Annotated in this window: 21 protein-coding genes and 3 pseudogenes; 13 read left to right on the forward strand and 11 right to left on the reverse strand. The window is 71.0% G+C overall.

Annotated elements, in window-relative coordinates; translation table 11 throughout:
• Nucleotides 1–2 precede the first annotated feature (2 nt).
• Nucleotides 3–1,175: a PP2C family protein-serine/threonine phosphatase gene (locus CP983_RS01950; protein WP_150498272.1), complete on the reverse strand. Its 1,173-nt coding sequence runs from the start codon at nt 1,173–1,175 to the stop codon at nt 3–5.
• Between the two features lie 200 nt (nt 1,176–1,375).
• Here CP983_RS01950 and CP983_RS01955 point away from each other — a divergent pair, with 200 nt between their 5' ends.
• Entirely contained in the window at nt 1,376–1,810 is a 435-nt protein-coding gene (locus tag CP983_RS01955; RefSeq protein ID WP_125525084.1) for a MarR family transcriptional regulator, read from the forward strand.
• 249 nt (nt 1,811–2,059) lie between these two features.
• Here CP983_RS01955 and CP983_RS01960 read toward each other — a convergent pair whose 3' ends face one another.
• Entirely contained in the window at nt 2,060–2,443 is a 384-nt protein-coding gene (locus CP983_RS01960; RefSeq protein WP_107910475.1) for an STAS domain-containing protein, read from the reverse strand.
• 350 nt (nt 2,444–2,793) lie between these two features.
• Between CP983_RS01960 and CP983_RS01965 the strand changes: the two genes are divergently transcribed.
• Entirely contained in the window at nt 2,794–3,279 is a 486-nt protein-coding gene (locus CP983_RS01965) for an ATP-binding protein (RefSeq protein WP_229914613.1), read from the forward strand.
• A 70-nt stretch (nt 3,280–3,349) separates the two neighbouring features.
• Here the strand turns inward: CP983_RS01965 and CP983_RS01970 are convergent, their stop codons facing one another.
• The gene (locus tag CP983_RS01970) at nt 3,350–4,225 is read right to left on the reverse strand and encodes an RNA polymerase sigma factor SigF (RefSeq protein WP_150498273.1); all 876 of its coding nucleotides are present in this window, start codon (nt 4,223–4,225) and stop codon (nt 3,350–3,352) included.
• Nucleotides 4,226–4,599: 374 nt separating this feature from the next.
• Here CP983_RS01970 and CP983_RS01975 point away from each other — a divergent pair, with 374 nt between their 5' ends.
• From CP983_RS01975 to CP983_RS01990, 4 genes are all read left to right on the forward strand, one after another.
• Nucleotides 4,600–5,445, forward strand: a complete 846-nt coding sequence (locus CP983_RS01975; RefSeq protein ID WP_150498274.1) for a SigB/SigF/SigG family RNA polymerase sigma factor — start codon at nt 4,600–4,602, stop codon at nt 5,443–5,445.
• Between the two features lie 3 nt (nt 5,446–5,448).
• Complete coding sequence (locus tag CP983_RS01980; RefSeq protein ID WP_150498275.1) at nt 5,449–5,673, forward strand: DUF5133 domain-containing protein; 225 nt, start codon at nt 5,449–5,451, stop codon at nt 5,671–5,673.
• Nucleotides 5,674–5,722: 49 nt separating this feature from the next.
• Complete coding sequence (locus CP983_RS01985; protein WP_125525087.1) at nt 5,723–6,094, forward strand: PRC-barrel domain containing protein; 372 nt, start codon at nt 5,723–5,725, stop codon at nt 6,092–6,094.
• 153 nt (nt 6,095–6,247) lie between these two features.
• Nucleotides 6,248–6,688: an ATP-binding protein gene (locus tag CP983_RS01990; RefSeq protein WP_107910468.1), complete on the forward strand. Its 441-nt coding sequence runs from the start codon at nt 6,248–6,250 to the stop codon at nt 6,686–6,688.
• A 65-nt stretch (nt 6,689–6,753) separates the two neighbouring features.
• Here CP983_RS01990 and CP983_RS01995 read toward each other — a convergent pair whose 3' ends face one another.
• Nucleotides 6,754–7,191, reverse strand: a complete 438-nt coding sequence (locus CP983_RS01995) for an ATP-binding protein (RefSeq protein WP_107910465.1) — start codon at nt 7,189–7,191, stop codon at nt 6,754–6,756.
• 207 nt (nt 7,192–7,398) lie between these two features.
• Between CP983_RS01995 and CP983_RS02000 the strand changes: the two genes are divergently transcribed.
• The 5 genes and pseudogenes from CP983_RS02000 to CP983_RS45160 all read left to right on the forward strand — a co-directional run.
• Nucleotides 7,399–8,238 (forward strand): class I SAM-dependent methyltransferase, encoded by an 840-nt coding sequence (locus tag CP983_RS02000; RefSeq protein WP_150498276.1) that lies wholly within the window; start codon nt 7,399–7,401, stop codon nt 8,236–8,238.
• Nucleotides 8,239–8,390: 152 nt separating this feature from the next.
• Nucleotides 8,391–10,049: a purine-cytosine permease family protein gene (locus tag CP983_RS02005; RefSeq protein WP_150498277.1), complete on the forward strand. Its 1,659-nt coding sequence runs from the start codon at nt 8,391–8,393 to the stop codon at nt 10,047–10,049.
• Between the two features lie 90 nt (nt 10,050–10,139).
• Nucleotides 10,140–10,967, forward strand: a complete 828-nt coding sequence (locus CP983_RS02010; RefSeq protein WP_150498278.1) for a helix-turn-helix domain-containing protein — start codon at nt 10,140–10,142, stop codon at nt 10,965–10,967.
• 53 nt (nt 10,968–11,020) lie between these two features.
• Entirely contained in the window at nt 11,021–12,085 is a 1,065-nt protein-coding gene (locus CP983_RS02015) for a methyltransferase (protein ID WP_150498279.1), read from the forward strand.
• Between the two features lie 68 nt (nt 12,086–12,153).
• Nucleotides 12,154–12,276 (forward strand): annotated as a pseudogene (locus tag CP983_RS45160) (transposase); the annotation flags it as partial.
• Here CP983_RS45160 and CP983_RS45165 read toward each other — a convergent pair.
• Nucleotides 12,276–12,470 (reverse strand): annotated as a pseudogene (locus CP983_RS45165) (hypothetical protein); the annotation flags it as partial. The pseudogenes CP983_RS45160 and CP983_RS45165 sit on opposite strands and share 1 nt — an antisense overlap.
• Nucleotides 12,458–12,662, reverse strand: a pseudogene (locus CP983_RS02025) (TetR/AcrR family transcriptional regulator); the annotation flags it as partial. The pseudogenes CP983_RS45165 and CP983_RS02025, both read right to left, overlap by 13 nt.
• Here CP983_RS02025 and CP983_RS44575 point away from each other — a divergent pair.
• Entirely contained in the window at nt 12,624–12,998 is a 375-nt protein-coding gene (locus CP983_RS44575; RefSeq protein WP_444545304.1) for an SRPBCC family protein, read from the forward strand. The pseudogene CP983_RS02025 and the gene CP983_RS44575 sit on opposite strands and share 39 nt — an antisense overlap.
• Entirely contained in the window at nt 12,995–14,326 is a 1,332-nt protein-coding gene (locus CP983_RS02035) for a lanthionine synthetase LanC family protein (RefSeq protein ID WP_229914614.1), read from the forward strand. Before CP983_RS44575 ends, CP983_RS02035 begins: the two co-directional genes overlap by 4 nt.
• Nucleotides 14,327–14,350: 24 nt before the next feature.
• On the opposite strand, the gene CP983_RS02040 is transcribed toward CP983_RS02035, so the two are convergent.
• From CP983_RS02040 to CP983_RS02060, 5 genes are all read right to left on the reverse strand, one after another.
• Entirely contained in the window at nt 14,351–16,417 is a 2,067-nt protein-coding gene (locus CP983_RS02040; protein ID WP_150498280.1) for an iron ABC transporter permease, read from the reverse strand.
• Nucleotides 16,418–16,421: 4 nt separating this feature from the next.
• Nucleotides 16,422–17,408 carry an iron-siderophore ABC transporter substrate-binding protein gene (locus CP983_RS02045; protein ID WP_150498281.1) on the reverse strand — a complete coding sequence of 329 codons (987 nt, stop codon included), beginning with the start codon at nt 17,406–17,408 and terminating at the stop codon, nt 16,422–16,424.
• Nucleotides 17,405–18,259 carry an ABC transporter ATP-binding protein gene (locus CP983_RS02050; RefSeq protein ID WP_150498282.1) on the reverse strand — a complete coding sequence of 285 codons (855 nt, stop codon included), beginning with the start codon at nt 18,257–18,259 and terminating at the stop codon, nt 17,405–17,407. The genes CP983_RS02045 and CP983_RS02050 overlap by 4 nt, the downstream gene beginning before the upstream one ends.
• A 90-nt stretch (nt 18,260–18,349) precedes the next feature.
• Nucleotides 18,350–20,140 carry a serine/threonine-protein kinase gene (locus CP983_RS02055; protein WP_150498283.1) on the reverse strand — a complete coding sequence of 597 codons (1,791 nt, stop codon included), beginning with the start codon at nt 20,138–20,140 and terminating at the stop codon, nt 18,350–18,352.
• Between the two features lie 172 nt (nt 20,141–20,312).
• On the reverse strand, nt 20,313–20,882 hold the full coding sequence (locus tag CP983_RS02060) for a GlcG/HbpS family heme-binding protein (RefSeq protein ID WP_176574148.1): 570 nt from the start codon (nt 20,880–20,882) through the stop codon (nt 20,313–20,315).
• Nucleotides 20,883–20,993 lie beyond the last annotated feature (111 nt).

The following is a 20,993-nucleotide window of genomic DNA, read 5'->3' on the forward strand; positions in this document are numbered from 1 at the left end:
GCTCAGGACGGCTGCCGCGGCCCGAACCAGTCGAGGCACACGACGAGTGCGTCGTCGTCGGCCACGGGTGTGCCGCGGTGACCGGACAGTTCCCTCAGGACGGCACGCGGGACCTCGGCTGCGGGCAGCAGGCTGGTCGACACGATGGCTCGGGCCAGCGCGCGCTCGCCGTAGCGTTCGCCGCCGGGCGCGATGACGTCGTAGACCCCGTCGCTGGCGAACAGGAGCCGGTCGCCGGGCTCGATCGACAGCTCGTGGGCGACGTAGTCCGTCTCCTCGAACATGCCCAGCGGGAGCTGTGCCTCGATGTCGAGGGCGCCGACGCCGCGGCCGCGAAGCCGCAGCATCTGCGGGGAGCCGGCGTCGACGACCTGGAGTCGGCCGGTGCTCAGTTCGAGGTCGAGCAGGAGCACGGAGAGGTAGGCGTCCCCGCGGTACTGGGCGTAGACGGCCTGGTCGGCGAGGGCGGCCTGGTCCGCGATGGACAGGCCCGCGCGGCGGGCGTTGCGCAGGGCGTTGATGCCCAGGTTGGTCAGCAGGGCGGCCTCGATGCCCTCGCCCATGCCGTTGGTGACGTAGAGCATCAGGCGGTCGGCGGACGCCGACCAGTCGAAGTTGTCGCCGTGGATCGAGTAGGCGGGTTCCAGTTGGGCGCCCAGCGCGTACTCGGGGCGGGCGCAGGCCCGGCCGGGCAGCAGCTGCCACTGCATCTCCGCGGCCAGGGTGAGTCGGTCGGTGCGGCGTGCCCGCAGGTAGAGGTCGGTGTCCCGGTCGGCGACGATCACCTCGTGCGCCAGCACCTGGGCCACGTCGTTGAGCTCGTCCAGGCACTCCTGGGCCTGCTCGGCCGAGGGCATCGTGACGGCCAGGACGCCGAGCCGGTCGCCGCGTGCGGTGACCGGCAGATGCAGGCGCACCTCGCCGTCGGTCAGCTTCTCGACGAAGGGTTCCTGGGACCCGAAGGCCCGTCCGGCCGGGCCGGTGTGCGCCGGCACGGACTGGGGCGCGCCCGCGGCCGGGTGCACCGGCTGGAGCGTCGCCAGGCCGTAGTCGGCCAGGAGGAGCTGGACGGACTTCGCCGCATAGTCGTTGCACAGGGCTTCGCGGACCGCGTCCACCAGTTGGTGCGGGGCCGCGGAGCGAAGCGCCCGCTCGGCTGCCACGAATCTGTTCACGATGTTGGATACGCCATTCTTGTCACAGTGACGGCGTTCGACCCGCAGTTTCGCGGACGCCGTCCGTCGGTCCTTCTTGTCCGTATCTAGTGTTCTGTACGTATTGCCCGAACCGGTGGGCTGACAGTGCCCGCGAAGCCTGGAAGAGTGGAGCCGTGACTTCCCCGTACTCGCAACCGCGGCCGGACGAGGTGGCGCGTGTGACCTCCGAGGCCGCCGAGTTGCTGGAGGTCCTGTGGGGCCGCGCCTCGACGGCGCCGGTGTCCGCCTCCCAGATCCGCGTGCTGTTCATCCTGGAGCACAGCGACGGCATCAACCTGCGCATGCTCGCCGAGGCGCTCGGCTCCACGCCCCCGTCGACCAGCCGGCTGTGCGACCGCCTCCAGGCAGTGGGGTTCGTCGAGCGCGCGCCCAGCACCTCCAGCCGCCGCGAGCTGCGGCTTCATCTGAGCCGGCGCGGACGGTCCTATTTGGCGGAGCTGCGCGCGCGGCGCGAGGCCGCGCTCCAGTCGGTGCTGGAGCAGATGCCCGTCGCGAAGCGCACGGCGCTGCTGGAGGGGCTGGAGGCGTTCTGCGCCGCGGCGTCCGCGGAGATCCACGAAGGCGACGAGGCCGCCGACGCCCGGAGCGCCTGAGGCACTCACGTGCCCCGGTTCGACGCCGGGGCGGTGCCGCGTGGGCACCGCTGCCCGGCGACGCGGGCCGTACTCGTTGCTGACCGGCACGTTTCACACCCCTCCCGCGCTTGACTCGCTCACTCTGTTGCCTCATGGCCATAGTTGTCAAACGGCAACTGTTTTTGATGCGAGTGCGGGTCGCGATCGGTGAACTGCCTCTTCGGGAAGCTGTCTTCGCCCCCCGGGCAGTGGGCCGGCAGCCGGGTCCTACGGCTCCCGGTCCCTCGGCCCGGCGTCCGCGGTGGCGAGTGCCTCCTCGAGGCTCCCCACGATCGGGACCGTGATGCTGACACCGGTGAGATCCATGATCCGCCGGACGGCGGGCGTCGGGGAGATGACGTACACCCCTCCCGGGATCTCCCGCACTTCCTGATAAGCCCGCAGAACGATGTTCATCCCGGAGGAGTCCATGAAGGGGACTCCGGCGATATCGAGTAGGAAATGCCTGCGGCCATGATGGAGCTGGTTGGCCAGGTGGTGCTGCAACTCGGTCGCCGTATCCATGTCCAGGTCGCCCTCGACAGTCAGCAGAACGGCGTCCTCACGGGGCACTTCCACCTTGATCGACAAGGGGTTCTGGGCAACGGACACAAGTACCTCCCACAGGCTCGGCGACGGTGACGGGTGCCCCGGCGACCGGATTCGATGCCTCGTCGGTACGAGAAACCTCGCGGGGCGGCCCGTCGATTGCGTTCGCCCGCCTACCCCCGAACCTCCCCAGCACACAGGGCACGTGCGAACGAGCCGTACGCCTTCGGCTTCTGACCGCTTTTCGCGCCCTGGGGCGGACGCGGCGGTTTGGCAACCGGCAGAGCGGTCACGCGAATAGGGAGAAGGCCTCACGCGATGGGGAGAGGAAACAAGGGACTCGGGCCTGGTCGGGGTCGTCACGGACGCCCGGCGGGTTCTCCGCCTCCCCGCCTTTGTCAGGGAGCGAAAGGATGAGTGAGAACTACCGGACCGGTGTCACCAGGAGCCCGGTGGACGCGGGCCGCGGCCGGCACGAGCCGTGGAGTCCGGCCTCACCGGCCGAGGCACGCGGAGTCGTACGGCGGGCCCTGACCGAGCAGACACCCACCCGGGGCGCCGACTGCGCGCCCGACACCCTCTCGGACGCACTGCTGGTGGCGTCCGAACTGACGACCAACGCGATGCTGCACGGCGGTGGCATCACCGGCTTCGACGTCGAGGTCGTCGGCCAGAACCTGTATCTGTCCGTGAGCGACCGCGAGCGAAGGCGCCCGGTGGCCCTGGACCCGGTCGACCGCCAGGGCAGGCACCGGTGCGGCGGCCGCGGCTGGCCCATCGTGTGCCGACTGTCCCGCACCGTGCTGGTGTCGGACCTACCCGCCGGCGGGAAACGCGTGACCGCGGTGATCCCCCTCGCGGCGCGATGCCGGCACCCGGGCGATGCCGACAGGATGTGACAACGGCGAGGGGCCGCGGCCGAATCGGCCGCGGCCCAGCTCGTACGGCGTCGCGCGTGCGCTGCGTCGCTCAGGCGACCCCGGGCTCCAGCAGTCCGGCGCGCAGTTGCTTGAGGATGCGGCTGATGAGCCGCGAGACATGCATCTGGGAGACGCCGATCTGCTCGGCGATCTGCGCCTGGGTGCGTTCCTCGACGAAGCGCAGATGGATGATCCGGCGCTCACGGTCGTCCAGCCCGGCGATCAGGGGCGCCAACGAGTGGAAGTCCTCCACGAGTTCCAGCGAGGGGTCCTCCTCGCCGAGCAGGTCGGCCAGGACGGACTCGCCGTTCTCGGCGTCGCCGGTGACCGCCGCGTCGAGGGAGGCGGACTGATAGCCGTTGGACGCCTTGCGGGCCTCGATGACCTCTTCCTCCGACAGCGACATCAGCTCGGACAGCTCACGCGTGGTCGGCATTCGCCCCAGGCGCGAGCTGAGTTCCTCGGTCGCCTTGGCCAGCTCGGCGCGCGCCTCCTGCAGCCGGCGCGGCACATGGACCGCCCAGCTCGTGTCACGGAAGAACCGCTTGATCTCGCCCACGATGTACGGGACGGCGAACGTGGTGAACTCGACCTCCCGGGACACCTCGAAGCGGTCGATGGCCTTGATCAGCCCGATGGTCCCGACCTGGACGACGTCCTCCATGGAGTCCCCGCGGGCCCGGAAGCGGGATGCCGCGTACCGCACCAGGGACAGGTTCATCTCGATCAACGTGTTGCGCACGTACTGGAATTCGTGCGTGCCCTCTTCGAGCACGACCAGCCGGTCGAAGAACTGACGCGACAACTGCCGTGCATCCTTGGGGCTCACCCTCGACGGATCCTCGATCAGCGGCAGCGCCGCCTCGTCCGTCGTGACCGCATCCTGTGCCGTGGCCGTTGCCTGCACCGCCGTCACGGCTGCCATGACGCCCTCCCCAATAACCGGAACCTGTTGTCAGTTGCCCGCGTGCCCGGACTCGCGCCGCTCACTCCTGTTCCGTGGCACGGATCACGGAATGAGGGTGGGTTCTGGCCGGAAATCGCCCTCGGATGCACCCGATCCGGACACGTCGTACACGAAAGCCTCCCAACTGGGAGGCCGTCCCCCCTTCCGCTCCCGGTCGGCGTCGTCATCCGCCGCACCCTGTTTGCACCCTCGGTCGTGGGGCATGCGGGTTTTCGTGCTTCGGACCGGAGGCGCATCGGTGCCACAGCCGTGACCGCTCCAGGGCCTCGTGCCCCGTGCACCGTTTCCCGCAGAGACCCCCCTGAGAACGCCGCTTCAGGAGTTGTTCCCTCATGTTGGTCGAGACCTCCGCACACGCTTCCGACAACCCCACCCGCTCCCGGGTTTCCGGCGGGCGCGTCCACAACGACGCCCCCGACACCGGATCCGACTTCGTCCGCCTCGCCGACCTGCCCGAAGGACCCGAGCGACAGGCGATACGCGACGGACTGACCAGGGCCTGGCTGCCCATGGCCCATCGCATCGCCGGCCGCTTCCGCAACCGCGGCGAGTCCCTGGAGGACCTGCGCCAGGTCGCGGCCCTCGGTCTGGTCAAGGCCATCGACCGGTACGAGCCCGGCCGAGGGGCCTTCGAGAGCTACGCCGTGCCCACCATCACCGGTGAGATCAAGCGGCACTTCCGCGACCGGATGTGGGCCCTGCGGGTGCCCCGTCGCGTCCAGGACCTGCGCAACAAGGTCCGCGTGGCGCGCCGCGACCTCACCACCTCGGACGGCTCCAACCCGTCGATCGCCCAGATCGCCGCCCACACGGGCCTCACCGAGGACGAGGTCAACACGGGCCTCGAGGCACTCGACAGCTTCAGCACCCTGTCGCTGGACGCCGAGATGTCGTCGAGCGAGGACGGCTTCAGCCTCGCCGACACGATCGGCGGGTGCGACGGGGCGTACGACGTCGTCGTCGACCGGGAGGCGGCCAAGGAAGGGCTGCGACGCCTGCCCGAACGCGAGCGGACGATCCTGTACCTGCGCTTCTTCGAGGACATGACGCAGAGCCGCATAGCCGACGAACTCGGCATCTCCCAGATGCACGTCTCCCGGCTGATCAGCCGGTGCTGCGCCCGGGTGCGCGACGAGGTGCTCGGTGCCGGCTGCGACGACCACCCCCAGGAGGGATGACCTGTGCTGATACCCCATCCGGCGATACTCCGCCGCCTCGTCGAGGAGTACGAGGCGCTCATGGCCCACAAGGGCGACGTGCCGGACGCCGGGCGGCGGCGCGAACTGCGTGTGCAGGACCTGGCGTACACGCTGTGCGTGTCGACCGGGACCCGCGAAGTGGGACAGGCCCTGGCGCGGGCCCGCGACATGCTCGCCGCGGCGAGAGAGCCGGCGAGCGTCGCCTGACCGGCGCGGGCCACCGCGAAGAGAACGACGACACCGAGAAGGATGCGATGTGAGCACCGACAGAATCTGGTCGTACGCACCCGAGAGCGGTCATCAGGAGGGGCATGAGCTCACCGGGTATTCCGTCGAGGCGAGTGACGGGACCATCGGCCATGTGGACCGCCAGGCCGACGACACTCCCCTGCGGCATCTGATCGTGGACACGGGCGCCTGGGTGTTCGGCAGGAGCCTGCTGATCCCGGCCGGCCTGGTCACGACCATCGCCGAGGAGAACCGGGTGATCACCGTGCGCTGCACCCGCGCGGAGGCCAAGGCGGCTCCGCGATTCGGCACGGACCGGGAGACTCTCGACCCCGAGTACCTGTCCGCCGTTGGTGGCTACTACGCTTCTCTGCCCCATGATTCGGATGCTCCCGGGTAGCGGATCCCCAGGAGCACGTGCGGACGAGGACGACGAGGCGCGCGGACGACAGCGAGCAAGGAGTGGTGAAGTGACGGCAACCGCAGTCCACTTGGTACGCGCCCGAGATGCCCGGCATTCGATGCGCATCCCGCAGGCGACCGACGAGCGGCCATGAGGTCGGCGGAGCACCGTCCGGACGGCGACAGCGCCGATGCGCGCACCCGGCCGGTCACGATCACCAGTGCGGCGGCGGCGCGCAGTTATGTGCGCTCGATCGTCGAGGAGTACTGGCGGCCGGCGGCCGGCACGGCCGGTGAGACAGCCGTCATGGATCTCCTGCTGGTCGTGTCGGAGCTGGTCGCCAACGCGATCCGGCACGGCGGCGGCCTGGCGGGGTTCGAGGTGACCCCGCTCGCCGAGGGGGTGCGGCTGAGTGTGCACGACTACAGCGACGCCGTCCCCTCGGCCGCCTACGGGCCCGGGGCCCTGCCCCGTACGCACGAGGGCAGCGGATACGGGTGGCCGCTGATCATCCGGCTGGCCCGCGAGATCCGGATCGACCGCCGCCGGGAGGGCGGCAAGACGGTCAGCGTGTTCGTGCCGCTCATGTGAGCCACCCGGTTCGGCCGAGCCGCCCGGTTCCCCGCTTCGGCGGACGGGCGGCTCACCAGGGCATGTCACCAGGGCATGAAGGCGTGCACGTCCTTGCCGTCCGCCCGCACCACCACGGTGACCTCGTCGCACAGGGTCTGGATCAGATACCAGCCGATGCCGCCGCCGCGGCCGGTCCCGGGATGGAAGGGGCGCGGCGCCGGTTCGGTCGTACTCGTGTCACTGAGAGTCACATGCACACCGTCGAACGCCCTGCGCAACGTCAGCCCTATGGGCCCCGGGGCGTACTGGATGGCGTTGGCGGCGAGTTCGGTGACGACCAGCACGATGTCGTCCCGGTACTCGGGCGTCGCCGGTGGTGAGGCCCGCTCCAGCTTCATGAGGAACCGCTCCGCGCTCAGGCGGGCTCTGGTCACATCGCCGACACCCCCGTCGAATGTGGCCTGCCAGTTCTGCGTCTCCTCGGACGGCGGTTTGCCGCCGCCCCGCGATTCGGTCGCCATCACACCCTCTTCGGCCTGTCACTGCTCGCGGCCGTGGTGACTAGTTGTTGCTTCCACCGCTGCTGGTTCCCAGGCTGAGCGCGCCTACGCGTACGAAAGCGGTGCGATCCGCAGTGACGTCGCGGAAAGGTGGGGCCACGGGTACCGGCGAGCCCGTTTTGCGCACCGTCGCCGGGAGGGCGACTCCGCGTCGCTAACCTGCTGTTCATGCCCGACCACCCCACGCGCACGCGGCGCGACGACAGCCCCGAGGAGTCCCGGCGGGCACGGCTGAGCCGGACGTTCGACGAGGACGCGGAGCTGTACGACCGGGCCAGGCCCGGATACCCGCCCCGGTTGTACGACGACCTGGCGGAGCTCGCGGGCACGGTCCCCGGCAGCCGAGTGCTGGAGGTGGGCTGCGGGACCGGACAGGTGACGGTGCCGCTGGCCGGGCGGGGCTGCCGGATCACGGCCGTCGAGGCGGGAGCACGGATGGCCGCGGTCGCCCGCCGCAATCTCACCGAGTACCCGGCAGCGGACGTGGTGACGACCCGGTTCGAGGACTGGCCGCTGCCGGACGAGCCGTACGACGCGGTCGTGTCGGCGACGGCGTTCCACTGGATCGACCCGGCGGTGCGGGTGCCGAAGGCCGCCGACGCGCTGCGTCCGGCCGGAGCCCTGGCCGTCGTACGTACTCAGCATGTGAACGGCGGCACCGAGGACTTCTTCGCCGAGGTCCAGGGCTGCTACGAGCGCTTCGACCCGGCGACGCCGCCCGGACTGCGGCCTCCCGCATCCGCCGCCGTCGACAGTAGGGACCATGCGCGGGAGGTGGCGGGAAGCGGCCGGTTCGGCCCGACGCTCTTCCGCCGCTACGAGCAGGACCTCACCTACACGACCTCGGAGTACCTGGACGTGCTGCGGACCTACTCCGGCCATCGGGCCCTTCCGGAGGCCGCCCGGAACGGGCTGCTGGAGTGTGTCGCGGGGTTGATCGACGGGCGGTACGGCGGGCGGGTGACCAAGCGTTATCTCGTCGAGCTGGGAGTGTCCCGCCGGCGGTGACGGAAAGCCCTCCCCAGCGCTCGCCGGAAACACCGTGTTCACGACAACAGAAACCCCGTGGTAACAACACCTTTCTAGCGTGACCCGCTGTGGCATCACCGGCGCTGCCCACTGCACCGCAGCACCCGCACCCTGCCCCACCGGGAGGCGTGATGAGCACGACCGAGTCACGAGTGACGACGTCAGGACCGAGCGACCCGGCGAAGGCCGCGCCGGACCAGGCGGTCAAGGAGACACTGGAGGACTACACCCTCCGTTTCGCGCCTCGCAGTTACCGCCGCTGGAGCCCCATGGTGGTGGCCACCACCGCCCTCGGCGGGATCGCCTACATGGCCGACTTCTCCATCGGAGCCGGCATCGGCCTGGCGCACGGCACCGGCAACGCGCTCGTCGCGATCGCCGTCGCCGCCGTCGTCATCTTCGTCACCGGCTTCCCGCTCGCCTACTACGGTGCCCGCTACAACATCGACCTCGACCTGATCACCCGCGGCTCCGGCTTCGGCTACTACGGCTCCGTGCTGACCAGCGTCATCTTCGCGAGCTTCACCTTCATCTTCTTCGCCCTCGAAGGCTCGATCATGGCCCAGGGCCTCAAACTGGGCCTCGGGCTCCCGCTGTGGCTGGGCTATCTGGTCTCCACGCTCATGGTCATCCCGCTGGTGATCTACGGCATGAAGGCGCTCAGCAGGCTCCAGGTGTGGACCACGCCGATCTGGCTGATCCTCATGGTCGCCCCGCTGGTCCACCTGATCGCCAACGACCCCGGCACCGTCGACCGGTTCCTCTCCTACGCCGGCACCGACGGCGAGGGCGGCGTCAACACGGCCTCCGTCCTCCTCGGCGCGGGCGTGTGTTTTTCCCTCATCGCGCAGATCGGGGAGCAGATCGACTATCTGCGCTTCATGCCGCCCAAGACCGAGCAGAACAAGCGCGGTTGGTGGACGGCCGTGGTGATGGCCGGACCCGGCTGGGTGGTGCTCGGGGCGCTGAAGCAGGCCATCGGCGTCTTCCTCGCCGTATACATCCTGGCCGAGGTCGGTCCGGCCGCGGCGCCCGAGCCGATCCAGCAGTTCCGCAGTGCCTTCGACGCGATGATGCCGTCCTGGATGGTCGTCCCGCTGGCCGTGGCCCTGGTGGTCATCAGCCAGATCAAGATCAATGTGACGAACGCGTACTCCGGCTCGCTGGCGTGGACGAACTCCTTCACCCGCGTCACCAGGCACTACCCCGGCCGCATGATCTTCGTCCTGGTCAACCTGGGCTTCGCGCTGGCCCTGATGGAAGCCGACATGTTCAGCTTCCTCAACAGCATCCTCGGGTTCTACTCGAACTGCGCCATCGCCTGGGTCGTCACCGTCGCGACCGACATCGGCATCAACAAGTACGTGCTGAAGCTCTCCCCGCTCCAGCCGGAGTTCCGCCGCGGCATGCTCCACGCCGTCAACCCGGTCGGCGTGGTGTCGTTCGTCGCCGCGTCCGCGCTGTCCATCGCGATGTACTTCCACGCCCTGGGCGACGCCCTCCAGCCGTACTCCCCCGTCGCCGCGGCGGTGATCGCCTTCGTCCTGACGCCGCTGATGGCCGTCGTCACCAAGGGCAGGTACTACCTCCGCCGCGCGGGCGACGGCATCTCCGAACCCCTCCTGGACGCCGACGGCAACCCCAGCGCGCTCACCCTGGACTGCCATGTCTGCCACCAGTCCTACGAGCGCCCCGACGTCACGGCGTGCGCCACCCATGACGCGGTGGTCTGCTCGCTGTGCCTGAGCACGGACAAGGCGGGCGACCACGTGCTGCCGGCCTCGGCCTGACGCCCGTCCCTTGCGGCGGTCCGTCCTCCTCGGCGGGCCGCCGGAACTTTCGTCCAAGACAGGGTGCGCGAAGTCGGCGACCGTAGAGGTATGCGCACACAGCAGGTGGGCCTCACTCGCGGGGGCCGTGATGCCGACGACGGCTGGGAGGTCGCCCACCCCCTCGGTGCCTCGCCCCTCGAAGGCGTGGCGATGGCCGGCTTCCGTGACCGCGCGGCCGCCGGCCTGGACATGCGGGTGCTCCCCCAGCCCGCCGTGATCGTCGTCATCGGACTCGGGGACACGCGGCTCTCCGTGGACGGCACTGGCGGCCACCGGCCCATGACGAACCTCGTCGCCTCGATGACGCCGGGCCCTGCCCGCATTCGCGGTGAGCGGGTCGAGTGCGTCGAGGTGCGCCTGTCGCCCCGGGCCGCCTACGCCGTCCTGGGTGTGGCCCCGCACGAGCTGCACGGGTCGGTGACGAGCCTGGAGGACCTCTGGGGACCGCAGGCACGGCGCCTCGTCGAACGGCTTACGGACACCGGCGGCTGGGCCGAACGCCTCGCTCTGACCGACGCGTTCCTCACCGAGCGGGCCGCGGCCGCACCGGCCATGTCGCCCGAGGTCGCCGGGGTCTGGGACACCATCGTGGCCCGTCGTGGGCGCGTACGGATCACCGATCTCGCCGCGCACTGCGGCTGGAGCCGCAAGCGGCTGTGGTCCAGGTTCGGCGCGCAGATCGGGCTCACACCCAAAAGGGCCGCCATGCTGGTGCGTTTCGATCACGCGGCCCGCGCGCTGACCTCGGGCGGAAGCATCGGCGACGTGGCTCTGGCGTGCGGGTACGCCGACCAGTCCCATCTCCATCGCGACGTACTGGCACTCGCGGGATTCACACCGAGCGCCCTGGCCGCGATGAACACGTCCGCGGGCTGACCCATGCCCACCCGGCCCCTGCAACTGCCCGCACACCTAGGAAGGAAGCACCCGTGACGAGCACCGATGCCCGAGCGGCAGCCACGGCCGACCGCGATCTCGTCGTCCGGCTGGCGTTCGGGAGCATGGCCGCGCAGACCCTGCGCGCGGCGGTCCGGCTGAGGGTGGTGGAGCTGGTCGGCGAGAGCACCCGGTCGGCCGTCGCGGTGGCCGCGGACGCCGGTACGGCACCTCAGCCGATGACCCGGCTGCTGCGCGCCCTGGCCGCTCTCGGTCTGCTTGAGGAGCACGCGCCCGGTTCGTTCTCGGTGACGCCGGCCGGTGCGCTGCTGCACTCCGGCCGCCCTGACTCCCTCACCTCCTTCGTGGGGATGTTCACCGAGCCGACGATCGTGCGGGCCTGGGAGCACCTGGACGACAGCGTCCGTACCGGGGAGGTCGCGTTCGACACGGTCTTCGGCACGGACTTCTTCAGTCACCTCGCCCGGCATCCCGAGCTGTCGGCGGGCTTCAACTCGGCGATGAGCCAAGCCGTCGCCGAGACCGCCGCCGTGCTGCCGTACGCCTTCGACTTCGGCCGGTTCTCCAGGGTCACGGACGTCGGCGGGGGCGATGGGACTCTCCTGACCGCGGTGCTCGACGCCCATCCCGGGCTCAGCGGCGTCGTGTTCGACACGGAGCAGGGTCTCGCCGAGGCGCCGAAGACGCTGGAGCGGCACGGGCTCGGCGAACGCTGCTCCCTGCTCGCCGGGGACTTCTTCCGCGCCGTGCCCGGGGGTTCGGACCTCTACCTGATGAAGAGCATCCTGCACGACTGGACGGACGAACAGGCGGTCACGATCCTGACCCACTGCCGCGAGGTGCTGCCGCCCGGCGGGCGCGTACTGATCGTGGAGCCCGTGCTCCCCGAAGCCGTCGCCCCGGCCACCCGGGCCGAGGTGAGCGACGGCGCGATCACCTACCTCAGCGACCTCAACATGCTGGTGAACGTGGGCGGCAGGGAGCGCACCCGCCAGGACTTCGAGGAAGTGTGCCGCCGCGCCGGCCTGACCGTCACCGACGTGACCCCACTCGCGGACGCCGAGCCGTTCTCCCTGATCGAGGCGGAGGCCGACTGACAGTCCCCGTGGACGGCTCCTAGGCCGTGTATCGAAAGTGGATCTTGGGCTGTGAATGATCACAGTTCATGGGTCGGGGTGATCTCACGGACGAGCAATGGGCGGTGTTGGAGCCGTTGCTACCGAAGGGGATGAGGGCGGGGCGGCCGCCCGTCTGGTCCCGGCGGCAGTTGATCGACGGCATACGCTTCACGGAAGGCAGCACCTCAACGGGGGCCGAAGGCGCCGGCAGCCTGGTCCGGGCACTCGCGGGAGGGGGAGCCGCATGGACCGGCGTGGAGGGGAACGCACGTTCAGCCTGCCGCTGGAGACTCCTGACCTTCATGTCATTGACGGGCTTGCACGGGTAGCCCTCCAGCATCCCTCCGTAGGTCGAACGAGTTCGGTGATCAACTCGCCGCGGCCGGCGAAGTAGCGGTGGAGCGTGGGCCCGCTCACACCCGTCTGTTTGGCGACCGCGTTGAGAGAGCGCGGTCACACCGGCCGCGGCGATCTGCTCCCATGCGCGTTCCTTGATCTCCGCCTGCACCTGGGCGCGATAGCGCTCCCGGGGCGTCTGCGCACCGGTGTCGCCCATGGGAAGCCCCTCACCTGTCGTGGGCAGGGCGTCGATCCCGACGCACGGGTCCGCTACCGGACCCGGACCGTCATCCACGCGCCGCTGCGCACCATCTGGAACTTCACCGAGGCCGAGGGCGGTGTCCTCGTACGCACGGAAGAGACCCACACCGGCGCGCAGGTCGACGCAGGAGTTCCCACCGCGACCAAGATCCTGCGCGACGGCCTAGAAGCAGGGCTGCGTGACCTGAAGGCAGCCGCGGAAGCCGGTACCCAGGACCGCCGGAACCGGCAGACCGGCGGCACCCTGCCGAACGGGCCTGCTCATCCGAGGGGTTGTAGCGTGACCGGATGAGGAGCGACGTATATCGGGACGTGGGCGAGGCCGCCTGGTCGTGGGTGCTGGACCACGTGCGCGAGGCCGAGGGCCCATGGCTCGTGCAGGCGGTGGTGGAGGGCGGTCCGGAAACCATGTCGCCGCCACAGGACCGCGATTCGCTGTACGCGGGGATCGCCGGCTTGGCCCCGGTGCTGGCCGAGATCGCGCAGTACCGGGAGCTGAGCGCGCGAGAAGCGGCACTGGCGACCGGCATCGTGACCAGGCTGTCGGCACAGGCCGGGCAGCGAACGGAACCCTCGCTGTACGACGGCCTCGCAGGCGACGCGACGGCGCTCAGACTGCTCGCCCCGGGCGAGGAAGCGGTGGCACTGCGGCGGCTGGCCACCCTGGCGACCGGCGACGGATGGAAGACCACCCTCGATTTCGAACCGGGCTCCGACGCGCCCCTCACCGACGTCATCATGGGGACCGCGGGCGTCGTGATGACGGCGGTCTGGGCGAAGAGCGAGTTCGCAGGGGCGATCGCGACGACGGGAGGCGAGGCGCTGCTGCGGGCGGCGGACCGTACGGAAGCGGGCCTCGACTGGGGCATGACGCCGGGGAGGCCGTCGAGGGCACCGAACTACTCGCACGGAACCGCCGGCATCGCGGCCGCACTGGCGGTCGCGGGCACCGCCCTGGACCGTCAGGACTTCATCGAGGCCGCGGTGGAAGGCGCCCGGCACGTCCTCTCGGTGGGGTCCTTGGAGGACGCCGGTTTCGTCGTCCCGCACACGATCCCGCCGTCGAAACGGGAGGTGGAACCGGTGACGTACACGTGGTGCCACGGCCCGGCGGGCACCTCGCACCTGTTCACCGCACTGGCGCACGCAGGGGTCGCCGAGGTGGCGGGCCATGACGTCGACGAACTGCGGCACCGCTGTATGACCTCGATCCTCACCTCGGGCCTGCCGCAACGCCTCCGTCCCGGCTTCTGGGACAACGACGGCCGCTGCTGCGGAACGGCAGGCGTCGGAGACGTCCTGCTGGACGCCGCCCAGGACTGCCGGGCGCCGCAGCGGAGGCAGACCCTGCTGCGGGCCGCGCACCGGATGGGCGATGCGCTGGTCGACCGGGTCATCAGGGATGATGCGGGCGCCCGTTGGCGCTTTCTGGAACACCGCGAGGACCCGCCGCTGCTGCCGCCCCAGACGACGTGGATGCAGGGCGCGGCAGGCATCGCGGCCTACCTTCTGCGCCTCGCCCGGTACGGCGAGAGCGGCCCCGACGCCCCGGTCGTGGACCGCCCGGACCAGTGGTGGGCCGTGCCGGCGCACCTGCGGAGTACTCGCACGGACTCATGAGCGGATTCACTTCCGATACACGGCCTAGCGGCGGCTCCGTACCAGCAAGTGGAGGAAGTACGGCGTTCCGATCACCGCCGTCATCAGGCCGGCGCCGAGTTGGGCCGGGGCGATCACCGTGCGGCCCAGCAGGTCCGCGGTGCAGACGAGTACGGCGCCGAGCAGGACGGCGACGGGGACGACCCGGGCGTGTCGGCGGCCGACGAGGGCGCGGGCCGCGTGTGGGGCGACGAGGCCGACGAAGCCGATCGTGCCCGCGGCGGCGACCGCGGTGGCGCTGAGGAGGACGCTCAGCAGCAGGAAGCCGAGGCGTCCGCGGGCCAGGCCGAGTCCGAGCAGTCTCGGGGTGTCCTCGTCCAGTGACACGAGGTCGAGTTCCACACGCCTGAGGGCCGCGACGGCCACGCCCACGGCCAGTACGGCCGCCAGTGGCGCGACGTCGGACAGGGACCGCCCGTAGGTCGAGCCGGACAGCCAGGTCAGGGCCTTCGCCGCGTTGAACGGGTCGGTCAGGACGATCAGCAGGCTGACCAGTGCGGTGGTGCCGGTGGCGACACCGATGCCGACGAGGACGAGCCGGTTCTGCTGGAACCCGCCGCGCGCGGCGAGCCCGAAGACGACGACGGAACTGATCGCGGCGCCCATGAAGGCCGCACCCGCCACGCCCCACGATCCGGCCGACGGCACAGTCGTCACCAGGAGCACCGCACCGAGCGCGGCCCCGCCGGAGACACCCAGGACGCCGGGTTCCGCGAGCGGGTTGCGCGTCACGGCCTGCACAAGCGTGCCGGCCAGGGCGAGCGCGGCGCCCGCGAGGAGCGCGGCGAGCACGCGGGGCACCCGCGTGTCCAGGACGAACCCGACGGTCCGACCCGCCCTGCCCTGCGCCCAGTTCACGACGTCACCCAGCAACAGCTTGCTGTCGCCGAGCAGTACGGCGGCGATGGTCACGCCGACGAACACCGCCACCAGGACGACGGTGGTGGTGAGGAAGACGGCCCTGCTGCGGATGCGCAGCCGGTCGGGGGCGGCAGCCGCGGCCGTGTCCTTCAGCCGCGTGGCCATCACGATGAGGAACACGGCGCCGACGAGGCTGGTGACGACGCCCGTGGGCACGGCGACCGCGAGGTCCGTCGGCACGAGGGCCCGCAGCAGCACGTCCGAGCCGAGGACGAGCGCCGCACCGGTCAGGGCGGTGACCGGCAGGTTCGCCCTCGCCCGCACGAACCCGCGGAACCTGCGGGCGAGGGCACGCACGAGGGCGGGGGCGCACAGGCCGACGAAGCCGATCGGGCCGGCGAGGGTCACGGCGGCCGCGGACAGCAGCGTCGCGAGAACGACCGCGGTCACGCGGGTGGCCCGCACCGGGACACCGAGCCCGCGGGCGGCGTCGTCGCCGAGCGCCAGGGCGTCGACCCGGCGGGCGACGAGCAGCAGCCCGAGTAGTCCGAGGACGCCGAGCGGCGCGACCTGGAGCACCCCGTCGAACCCGTTCTGGGCGATGCTGCCCTGGTTCCACCGGTACAACCCCTGGGTCTCCTGCGGGAAGAGCAGGAGCAGCGCCTCGGTCACGGCGGTGAGGCCGAGGGCGAGGGCGCTGCCGGCGAGCACGAGGCGTACGGTGCCCGTGCCCAGACCGGACAGGCCCAGCACGACGGCCGCCGCGGCGAGGCCTCCGACGAACGCGACGCCGGAGGAGGCGAGCAGCGGCAGCGACACACCGGTGACGGCGACCAGCCCGAGCGCCATGTAGGAACCGGCGTTCACGGCGAGGGTGTCGGGCGAGGCGAGGACGTTGCGGCTGACCGCCTGCAACGCGGTGCCGGCCATGCCGAGCAGGGCTCCGACGAGGAGTCCTGCGGTCATTCTCGGCAGCCGGGAGGCGATGACGACGGAGGCGTCGGCGGCGTCGGCCCGGCCGGTGAGGGCCTTGAGGACCTCACCGGCGCCGACGGCGGCCGTGCCCTGCGTGATGTCGACGACCGCCAGCGCCGCGACCAGCAGGACGAGTACGGCCGTCACCGCGGCCGCGCCGGTCCGGGACGGGGCCGTCGGCGGACGGATGGCGGGAGGTGTTGCGGTGACGGCCATGGTGTTACTTCGTCAGCTCCTTGACGAGGGCGTCGATGTAGGCGCCCATCGACTCCTGCCCGCCGAACATCCAGATGCCGTCGGGCAGTCGGTGGACGTCGCCCTTCTTCACGAACGGCAGCGAGGTCCACACCTTGTCCTTGGCGAGGGCGTCGGTGAAGGGGGTGCTGCCCTTGTCGCCGTCGTTGCCGATGTAGGCGAACCGCACGTCGTCGCCGAGCTTGGTGAGGCCCTCGACGTCGGTGGTGCCGAGCCCGTAGTCCTTGTCGCCCTCGACCTTCCAGGCGTTCTTCAGGCCGAGCTGCTCGTTGACCGCGCCGATGAGGGAGCCGCTGGTGTAGGGCCTGATGGAGACCTGGTTGGAGATGTCGTAGCCGTCGGCGAAGGCGACCGGGGCGCCGTCGAGGCCGGCGTCGGCGAGGGCCTTCTTGCCCTCGGTGACCTTCGCGTCGAAGGCGTCCTTGATCTTCTCGGCTCGCTCGCCGGTGCCGGTGGCCTCGGCGATGATGTCGAGGTTCTTCGTCAGCTGCCCGATCGGGTCGGCGGCGCTGGCGGAGCGCACCTCCAGGACGGGGGCGACCTTGCGCAGCTGCTTCACGGCGGCCGGCGGCAGGTCGGTGCTGGCGACGATGAGATCCGGCTTGAGCGCGGCGATGGTGTCCATGCTGGGCTCGCCGCGGGTGCCGATGTCCTTGGGCTCGTTCTTCAGCGGGACGGCCTGGTCCCAGGTCTTGTAGCCCTTGACGTCGGCGACGCCGACCGGGTCGACGCCCAGCGATATCAGGAGTTCGACCTCGTGCCACTCGGTGCCGACGACCTTCTTCGCCGGTCCGTCGAGTTCGACCTTGGTGCCGGAGGCGTCGGTGAGGGTGATGCCCTCGCTGGCCTTCTTGGCGTCGTCGCTGTCGGCGGCGGGCTCGGTCGTGCCGCAGGCGGTCAGGGCGAGCGCCGCGGCGGTGGCGGCCGCCGCGGTCGTCATCAGGCGTCTCATGAGGGTGTGCTGAGCCTTTCGGTTCGGGTGTGGTGCCGGCCGATCGCGCGGGTGCGCAGCCGTCCGGTCAGGGGGTCGGTGCCGACTTCGATGCGGATGCCGTAGACGCCGGTCAGCAGATCTGCCGTCAGTACGTCCTCGGGGAGTCCCTCCGCGACGATCCGCCCCTCGTCGAGCAGCACGATCCGGTCGGCGAGGGCGGCGGCCTGGTCGAGGTCGTGCAGGACTGCGCCGACGGCGATCCCGTGGTCGTCGGCCAGGTCGCGGACGAGGTCGAGGAGTTCGATCTGGTAGCGCAGGTCGAGGTAGGTCGTCGGCTCGTCGAGGAGCAGTACACCGGTCTCCTGGGCGAGGCAGCCGGCGAGCCATACGCGCTGGAGCTGTCCGCCCGAGAGGTGTTCCGCGCCGCGGTCGGCGAGGTCGGCGACGCCGGTCATGGCGAGCGCGCGCTCGACCGCGGCGGGGCCGTCCGGGTCGGCCCTGCCCCAGCGGCCCCGGTACGGGTAGCGGCCGAACTCGACCACGTCCCGTACGGTCAGGCCGCTGGGCGTGGGGCGCCCCTGCGTCAGCAGCGCGACCCGGCGCGAGAACTCACGCGGGGTCAGCGCCAGTCCGTCGGCGCCGTCGACGACGAGGGCGGCGGTACGGGGCCGCTGCAATCGCGCGATCGTCCGCAGCAGCGTCGACTTGCCGCTGCCGTTCGGACCGACCAGCACGGTCACTTCGCCGGGCCGCAGCGTCACCGACGCGTCGTGGACGACGTCGACGCCTTCGTAGGCCACGGTGACACCCGTGGCCGACAGTTCATGTCCGCGGGATCGCACCGCGGAGATCTCTTCACCTGCCTGCACGCGGCATAGGTTAGCCTAACCTAAATTGAATGCGTGAGGGGGTGGGCTGACCACCGCAAGGGGAACTTCGGCCAAAGGTGACTCGCGCTACTAGCCCTCCGATGGCGTCACGTCGGTCACCTTGCCTCCCGGAGTGGCCTCCAGGTAGCCGCCCTCGCCGTACTCGTCGCTCAGGTAGACGGCCAGATGAGCCGGAGTGTCGAAGACGCTGTCGTGCGACTTCACCAGGATGTAACGCATGTCCGGGTTCTTGACGTTGAGCTTCCTGTCGGCCTCGGCGAGCAGCGCGGGAACCGCGTCCCAGTCGTACTTGTCGAGGGTGAAGGGCTCCTCGCCGCCCGACAGGGTGCTCTTGATGATGCCCTTCTCGACGCCGCTCCCGGGGCGGTAGGTGTACGAGTCGTACTTGGTGTTGCTGCCGTCCACCATGACCTCGGCGGACACGAAGTCGTCGTAGATGCTGAAGTCCCCGTACCTGTTCCGGCCGGTCTCCTTCTCCAGGGCCTTGATGGCGGCGCGGATGCCGGCAGGGGTGAGCACCCCGCCGGCGGAGTCCGTGTCCTGCGACCGCTGTGCGGCCGGGGCGCCGGACGCCCCTTCCGAGGAGGCCGTGGAGGACGAGGTCGGCCTCGAATCCGAGGTGGTGGACGGGTTCCGCGCGCCAGTGTCACCCGAATCGCCCGAACCGCCGCCGAGCGGCAGCAGCCACCACAGCAGGGCCAGGGCTCCGGCGAGCGAGGTTCCCGAGACGCCGAGCAGGACGGGCAGGTTGGGGGTGCGGCGGCCTTCCGCCCGCACCGGCGCGGTGACCGGCTGAGGCGTGGCGTACGGCCCGAGTTGGAGCGGCGGCCCGAAGCCGGCGGGGGCGACCGTCGGCGCGGAGGCGGGGGCGCCGAACGGGACGGACGTGGTCGACGAGCCCGAAGTTCCCGGGTACGAGGGGGAGATGGTGCCGGAGGGCATCGGCGTCGGCGTCGGCGGGTTCAGCGGATAGGACGTGTGCGGGTTCGGCACGGGCGCCGGGCCGGTCGGCGACGACTCGAACTCGGCGAGCCTGCGGTCCAGTTCCTCGGTGGACGGCCGTGCGGAGGGGTCCCGTACGAGCACGCTCATCAGGACCCCGCCCAGGGCGCCGCCACGCACGGGATGCGGTACGTCGTCGCTGAGGACCGCGGCGAGCGTGGCCAGCGGGGTGCCACGGCGCAGCGGATGGTGGCCCTCCAGCGCGGTGTACAGCATCATCGCCAGCGACCACAGGTCGGAGGCGGCGCCGCCCTCGTGGCCCGATATGCGCTCCGGGGCCATGAAGTCGGGCGTGCCGATGATGGAGCCGGTCGCGGTGAGGTTGGTCGTCGTCTCACGGATCGCGGCGATGCCGAAGTCGGTGAGGACTGGCCGGCCGTCGGACCGCAGCAGGACATTGGCGGGTTTCACGTCCCGGTGCTGGATGCCGGCATCGTGCGCGGCGGCCAGCGCGGCCAGCACACCCCGGCCGATCCTGGCGGCCTCGGCGGGCGGCATCGGCCCCTGGGCCAGCCGGTCGGCCAGCGAGCCGCCGCTGACCAACTCCATGACGATCCATGGGTAGGTGGCTTCGCCGCCGTCGACTATGTGGTGGATGGTGACGACGTTCGGATGGTCGATCCGGGCCAGCGCCCGCGCCTCACGCAGCACACGCTCGCGCAGCATCCGCGCGCCCTCGGGGTCGTACTCCGCCAGGTCCCGGTCGGGCGGCCGGACTTCCTTGACCGCCACCAGCCTGTGCAGCACCAGGTCCCTGGCCCGCCAGACCGTCCCCATCCCGCCGCCGCCGAGACGGGCCTCCAACTCGAAGCGCCCGTCGACAACCCGTCTGCCGGGGCCTCTGTCTCCCTCACTCATGGGCGGGAGCTTAATGGGCCCCACCGACACCGTTCGCCGCGCCCGTCCCGGCACGCATGCAGCGGGGTGAACAGGGCGGTTGTCACGGCCGCGTCGCCGTGCCGGGGCCGAGCGGCTGATGACCGCTCGGCCCCGTCCACCGGGAGATGGACTCGCTGCGCGCGTCCGGTGACTAGCGGCCGATCGCCTGCGCGCCCGCCTGAGCGAACTTCTCGTCCAGCGTGCCGGACGGGGCGCCCGCGACGCCGATGCCGGCGATCGGGGCGTTGCCGGCGGTGACGGGCACGCCGCCCGCCAGGAACAGGGTGCCGGGGATGTCCTTCAGGGTGGGGGCCTGCTGGAGGCGCTCGGTCAGCTGGGACGTCGGGGCGTTCCAGGAGACCGCGGTGAACGCCTTGCGCTCGGCGGACTCGTAGGACTGCGGGCCGGCGCCGTCGCCGCGCAGGGTGACGATGGTGTTGCCGTTGCGGTCGACGACGGCGACCGTGACGCGCTGGTTCTCCTTCTCGGCGGCGTCGAGCGCGGCCTGCGCGGCCTCGGTGGCGGCGTCGATCGTCAGGTGGGTGGAGGTGGTGGTGGCCCGGGCCGGGACGGCGGCGGACGTGGCGGCAGCGGAGGTCGTGGCCGGGGCGGAGGCGTTCGCGTTCACCGCGCCGAAGCCCGCCAGGGCGACGACGGCGAGCACGGCACCGCCGGTGGCGACGCGGGCACGGCGGGAGAACTTCTTGTGCACAGGGTTCATGGGTCGGTCGACTCCTTCGGTGGGCGGGCGGCCCGGTTGCCGCCCCGCTTCGTCCGCTCTCCACCCTCGGCCCGGAAACGGCCCCGGACGGTCGACGTTCCGGCTGCCGTG

This window comes from Streptomyces chartreusis, from assembly GCF_008704715.1.
Classification (GTDB): Bacteria; Actinomycetota; Actinomycetes; order Streptomycetales; family Streptomycetaceae; genus Streptomyces; species Streptomyces chartreusis.

Bases quoted from the DNA above. Each gene is read 5' to 3' on its own strand.
- CP983_RS01965 (WP_229914613.1), top strand. From the start codon at position 2,794: ATGAGTGAGAACTACCGGACCGGTGTCACCAGGAGCCCGGTGGACGCG.
- CP983_RS01970 (WP_150498273.1), bottom strand. From the start codon at position 4,225: ATGGCAGCCGTGACGGCGGTGCAGGCAACGGCCACGGCACAGGATGCG.
- CP983_RS01975 (WP_150498274.1), top strand. From the start codon at position 4,600: ATGTTGGTCGAGACCTCCGCACACGCTTCCGACAACCCCACCCGCTCC.
- CP983_RS01990 (WP_107910468.1), top strand. From the start codon at position 6,248: ATGAGGTCGGCGGAGCACCGTCCGGACGGCGACAGCGCCGATGCGCGC.
- CP983_RS01995 (WP_107910465.1), bottom strand. From the start codon at position 7,191: ATGGCGACCGAATCGCGGGGCGGCGGCAAACCGCCGTCCGAGGAGACG.
- CP983_RS02000 (WP_150498276.1), top strand. From the start codon at position 7,399: ATGCCCGACCACCCCACGCGCACGCGGCGCGACGACAGCCCCGAGGAG.
- CP983_RS02005 (WP_150498277.1), top strand. From the start codon at position 8,391: ATGAGCACGACCGAGTCACGAGTGACGACGTCAGGACCGAGCGACCCG.
- CP983_RS02010 (WP_150498278.1), top strand. From the start codon at position 10,140: ATGCGCACACAGCAGGTGGGCCTCACTCGCGGGGGCCGTGATGCCGAC.
- CP983_RS02035 (WP_229914614.1), top strand. From the start codon at position 12,995: ATGAGGAGCGACGTATATCGGGACGTGGGCGAGGCCGCCTGGTCGTGG.
- CP983_RS02040 (WP_150498280.1), bottom strand. From the start codon at position 16,417: ATGGCCGTCACCGCAACACCTCCCGCCATCCGTCCGCCGACGGCCCCG.
- CP983_RS02045 (WP_150498281.1), bottom strand. From the start codon at position 17,408: ATGAGACGCCTGATGACGACCGCGGCGGCCGCCACCGCCGCGGCGCTC.
- CP983_RS02055 (WP_150498283.1), bottom strand. From the start codon at position 20,140: ATGAGTGAGGGAGACAGAGGCCCCGGCAGACGGGTTGTCGACGGGCGC.
- CP983_RS02060 (WP_176574148.1), bottom strand. From the start codon at position 20,882: ATGAACCCTGTGCACAAGAAGTTCTCCCGCCGTGCCCGCGTCGCCACC.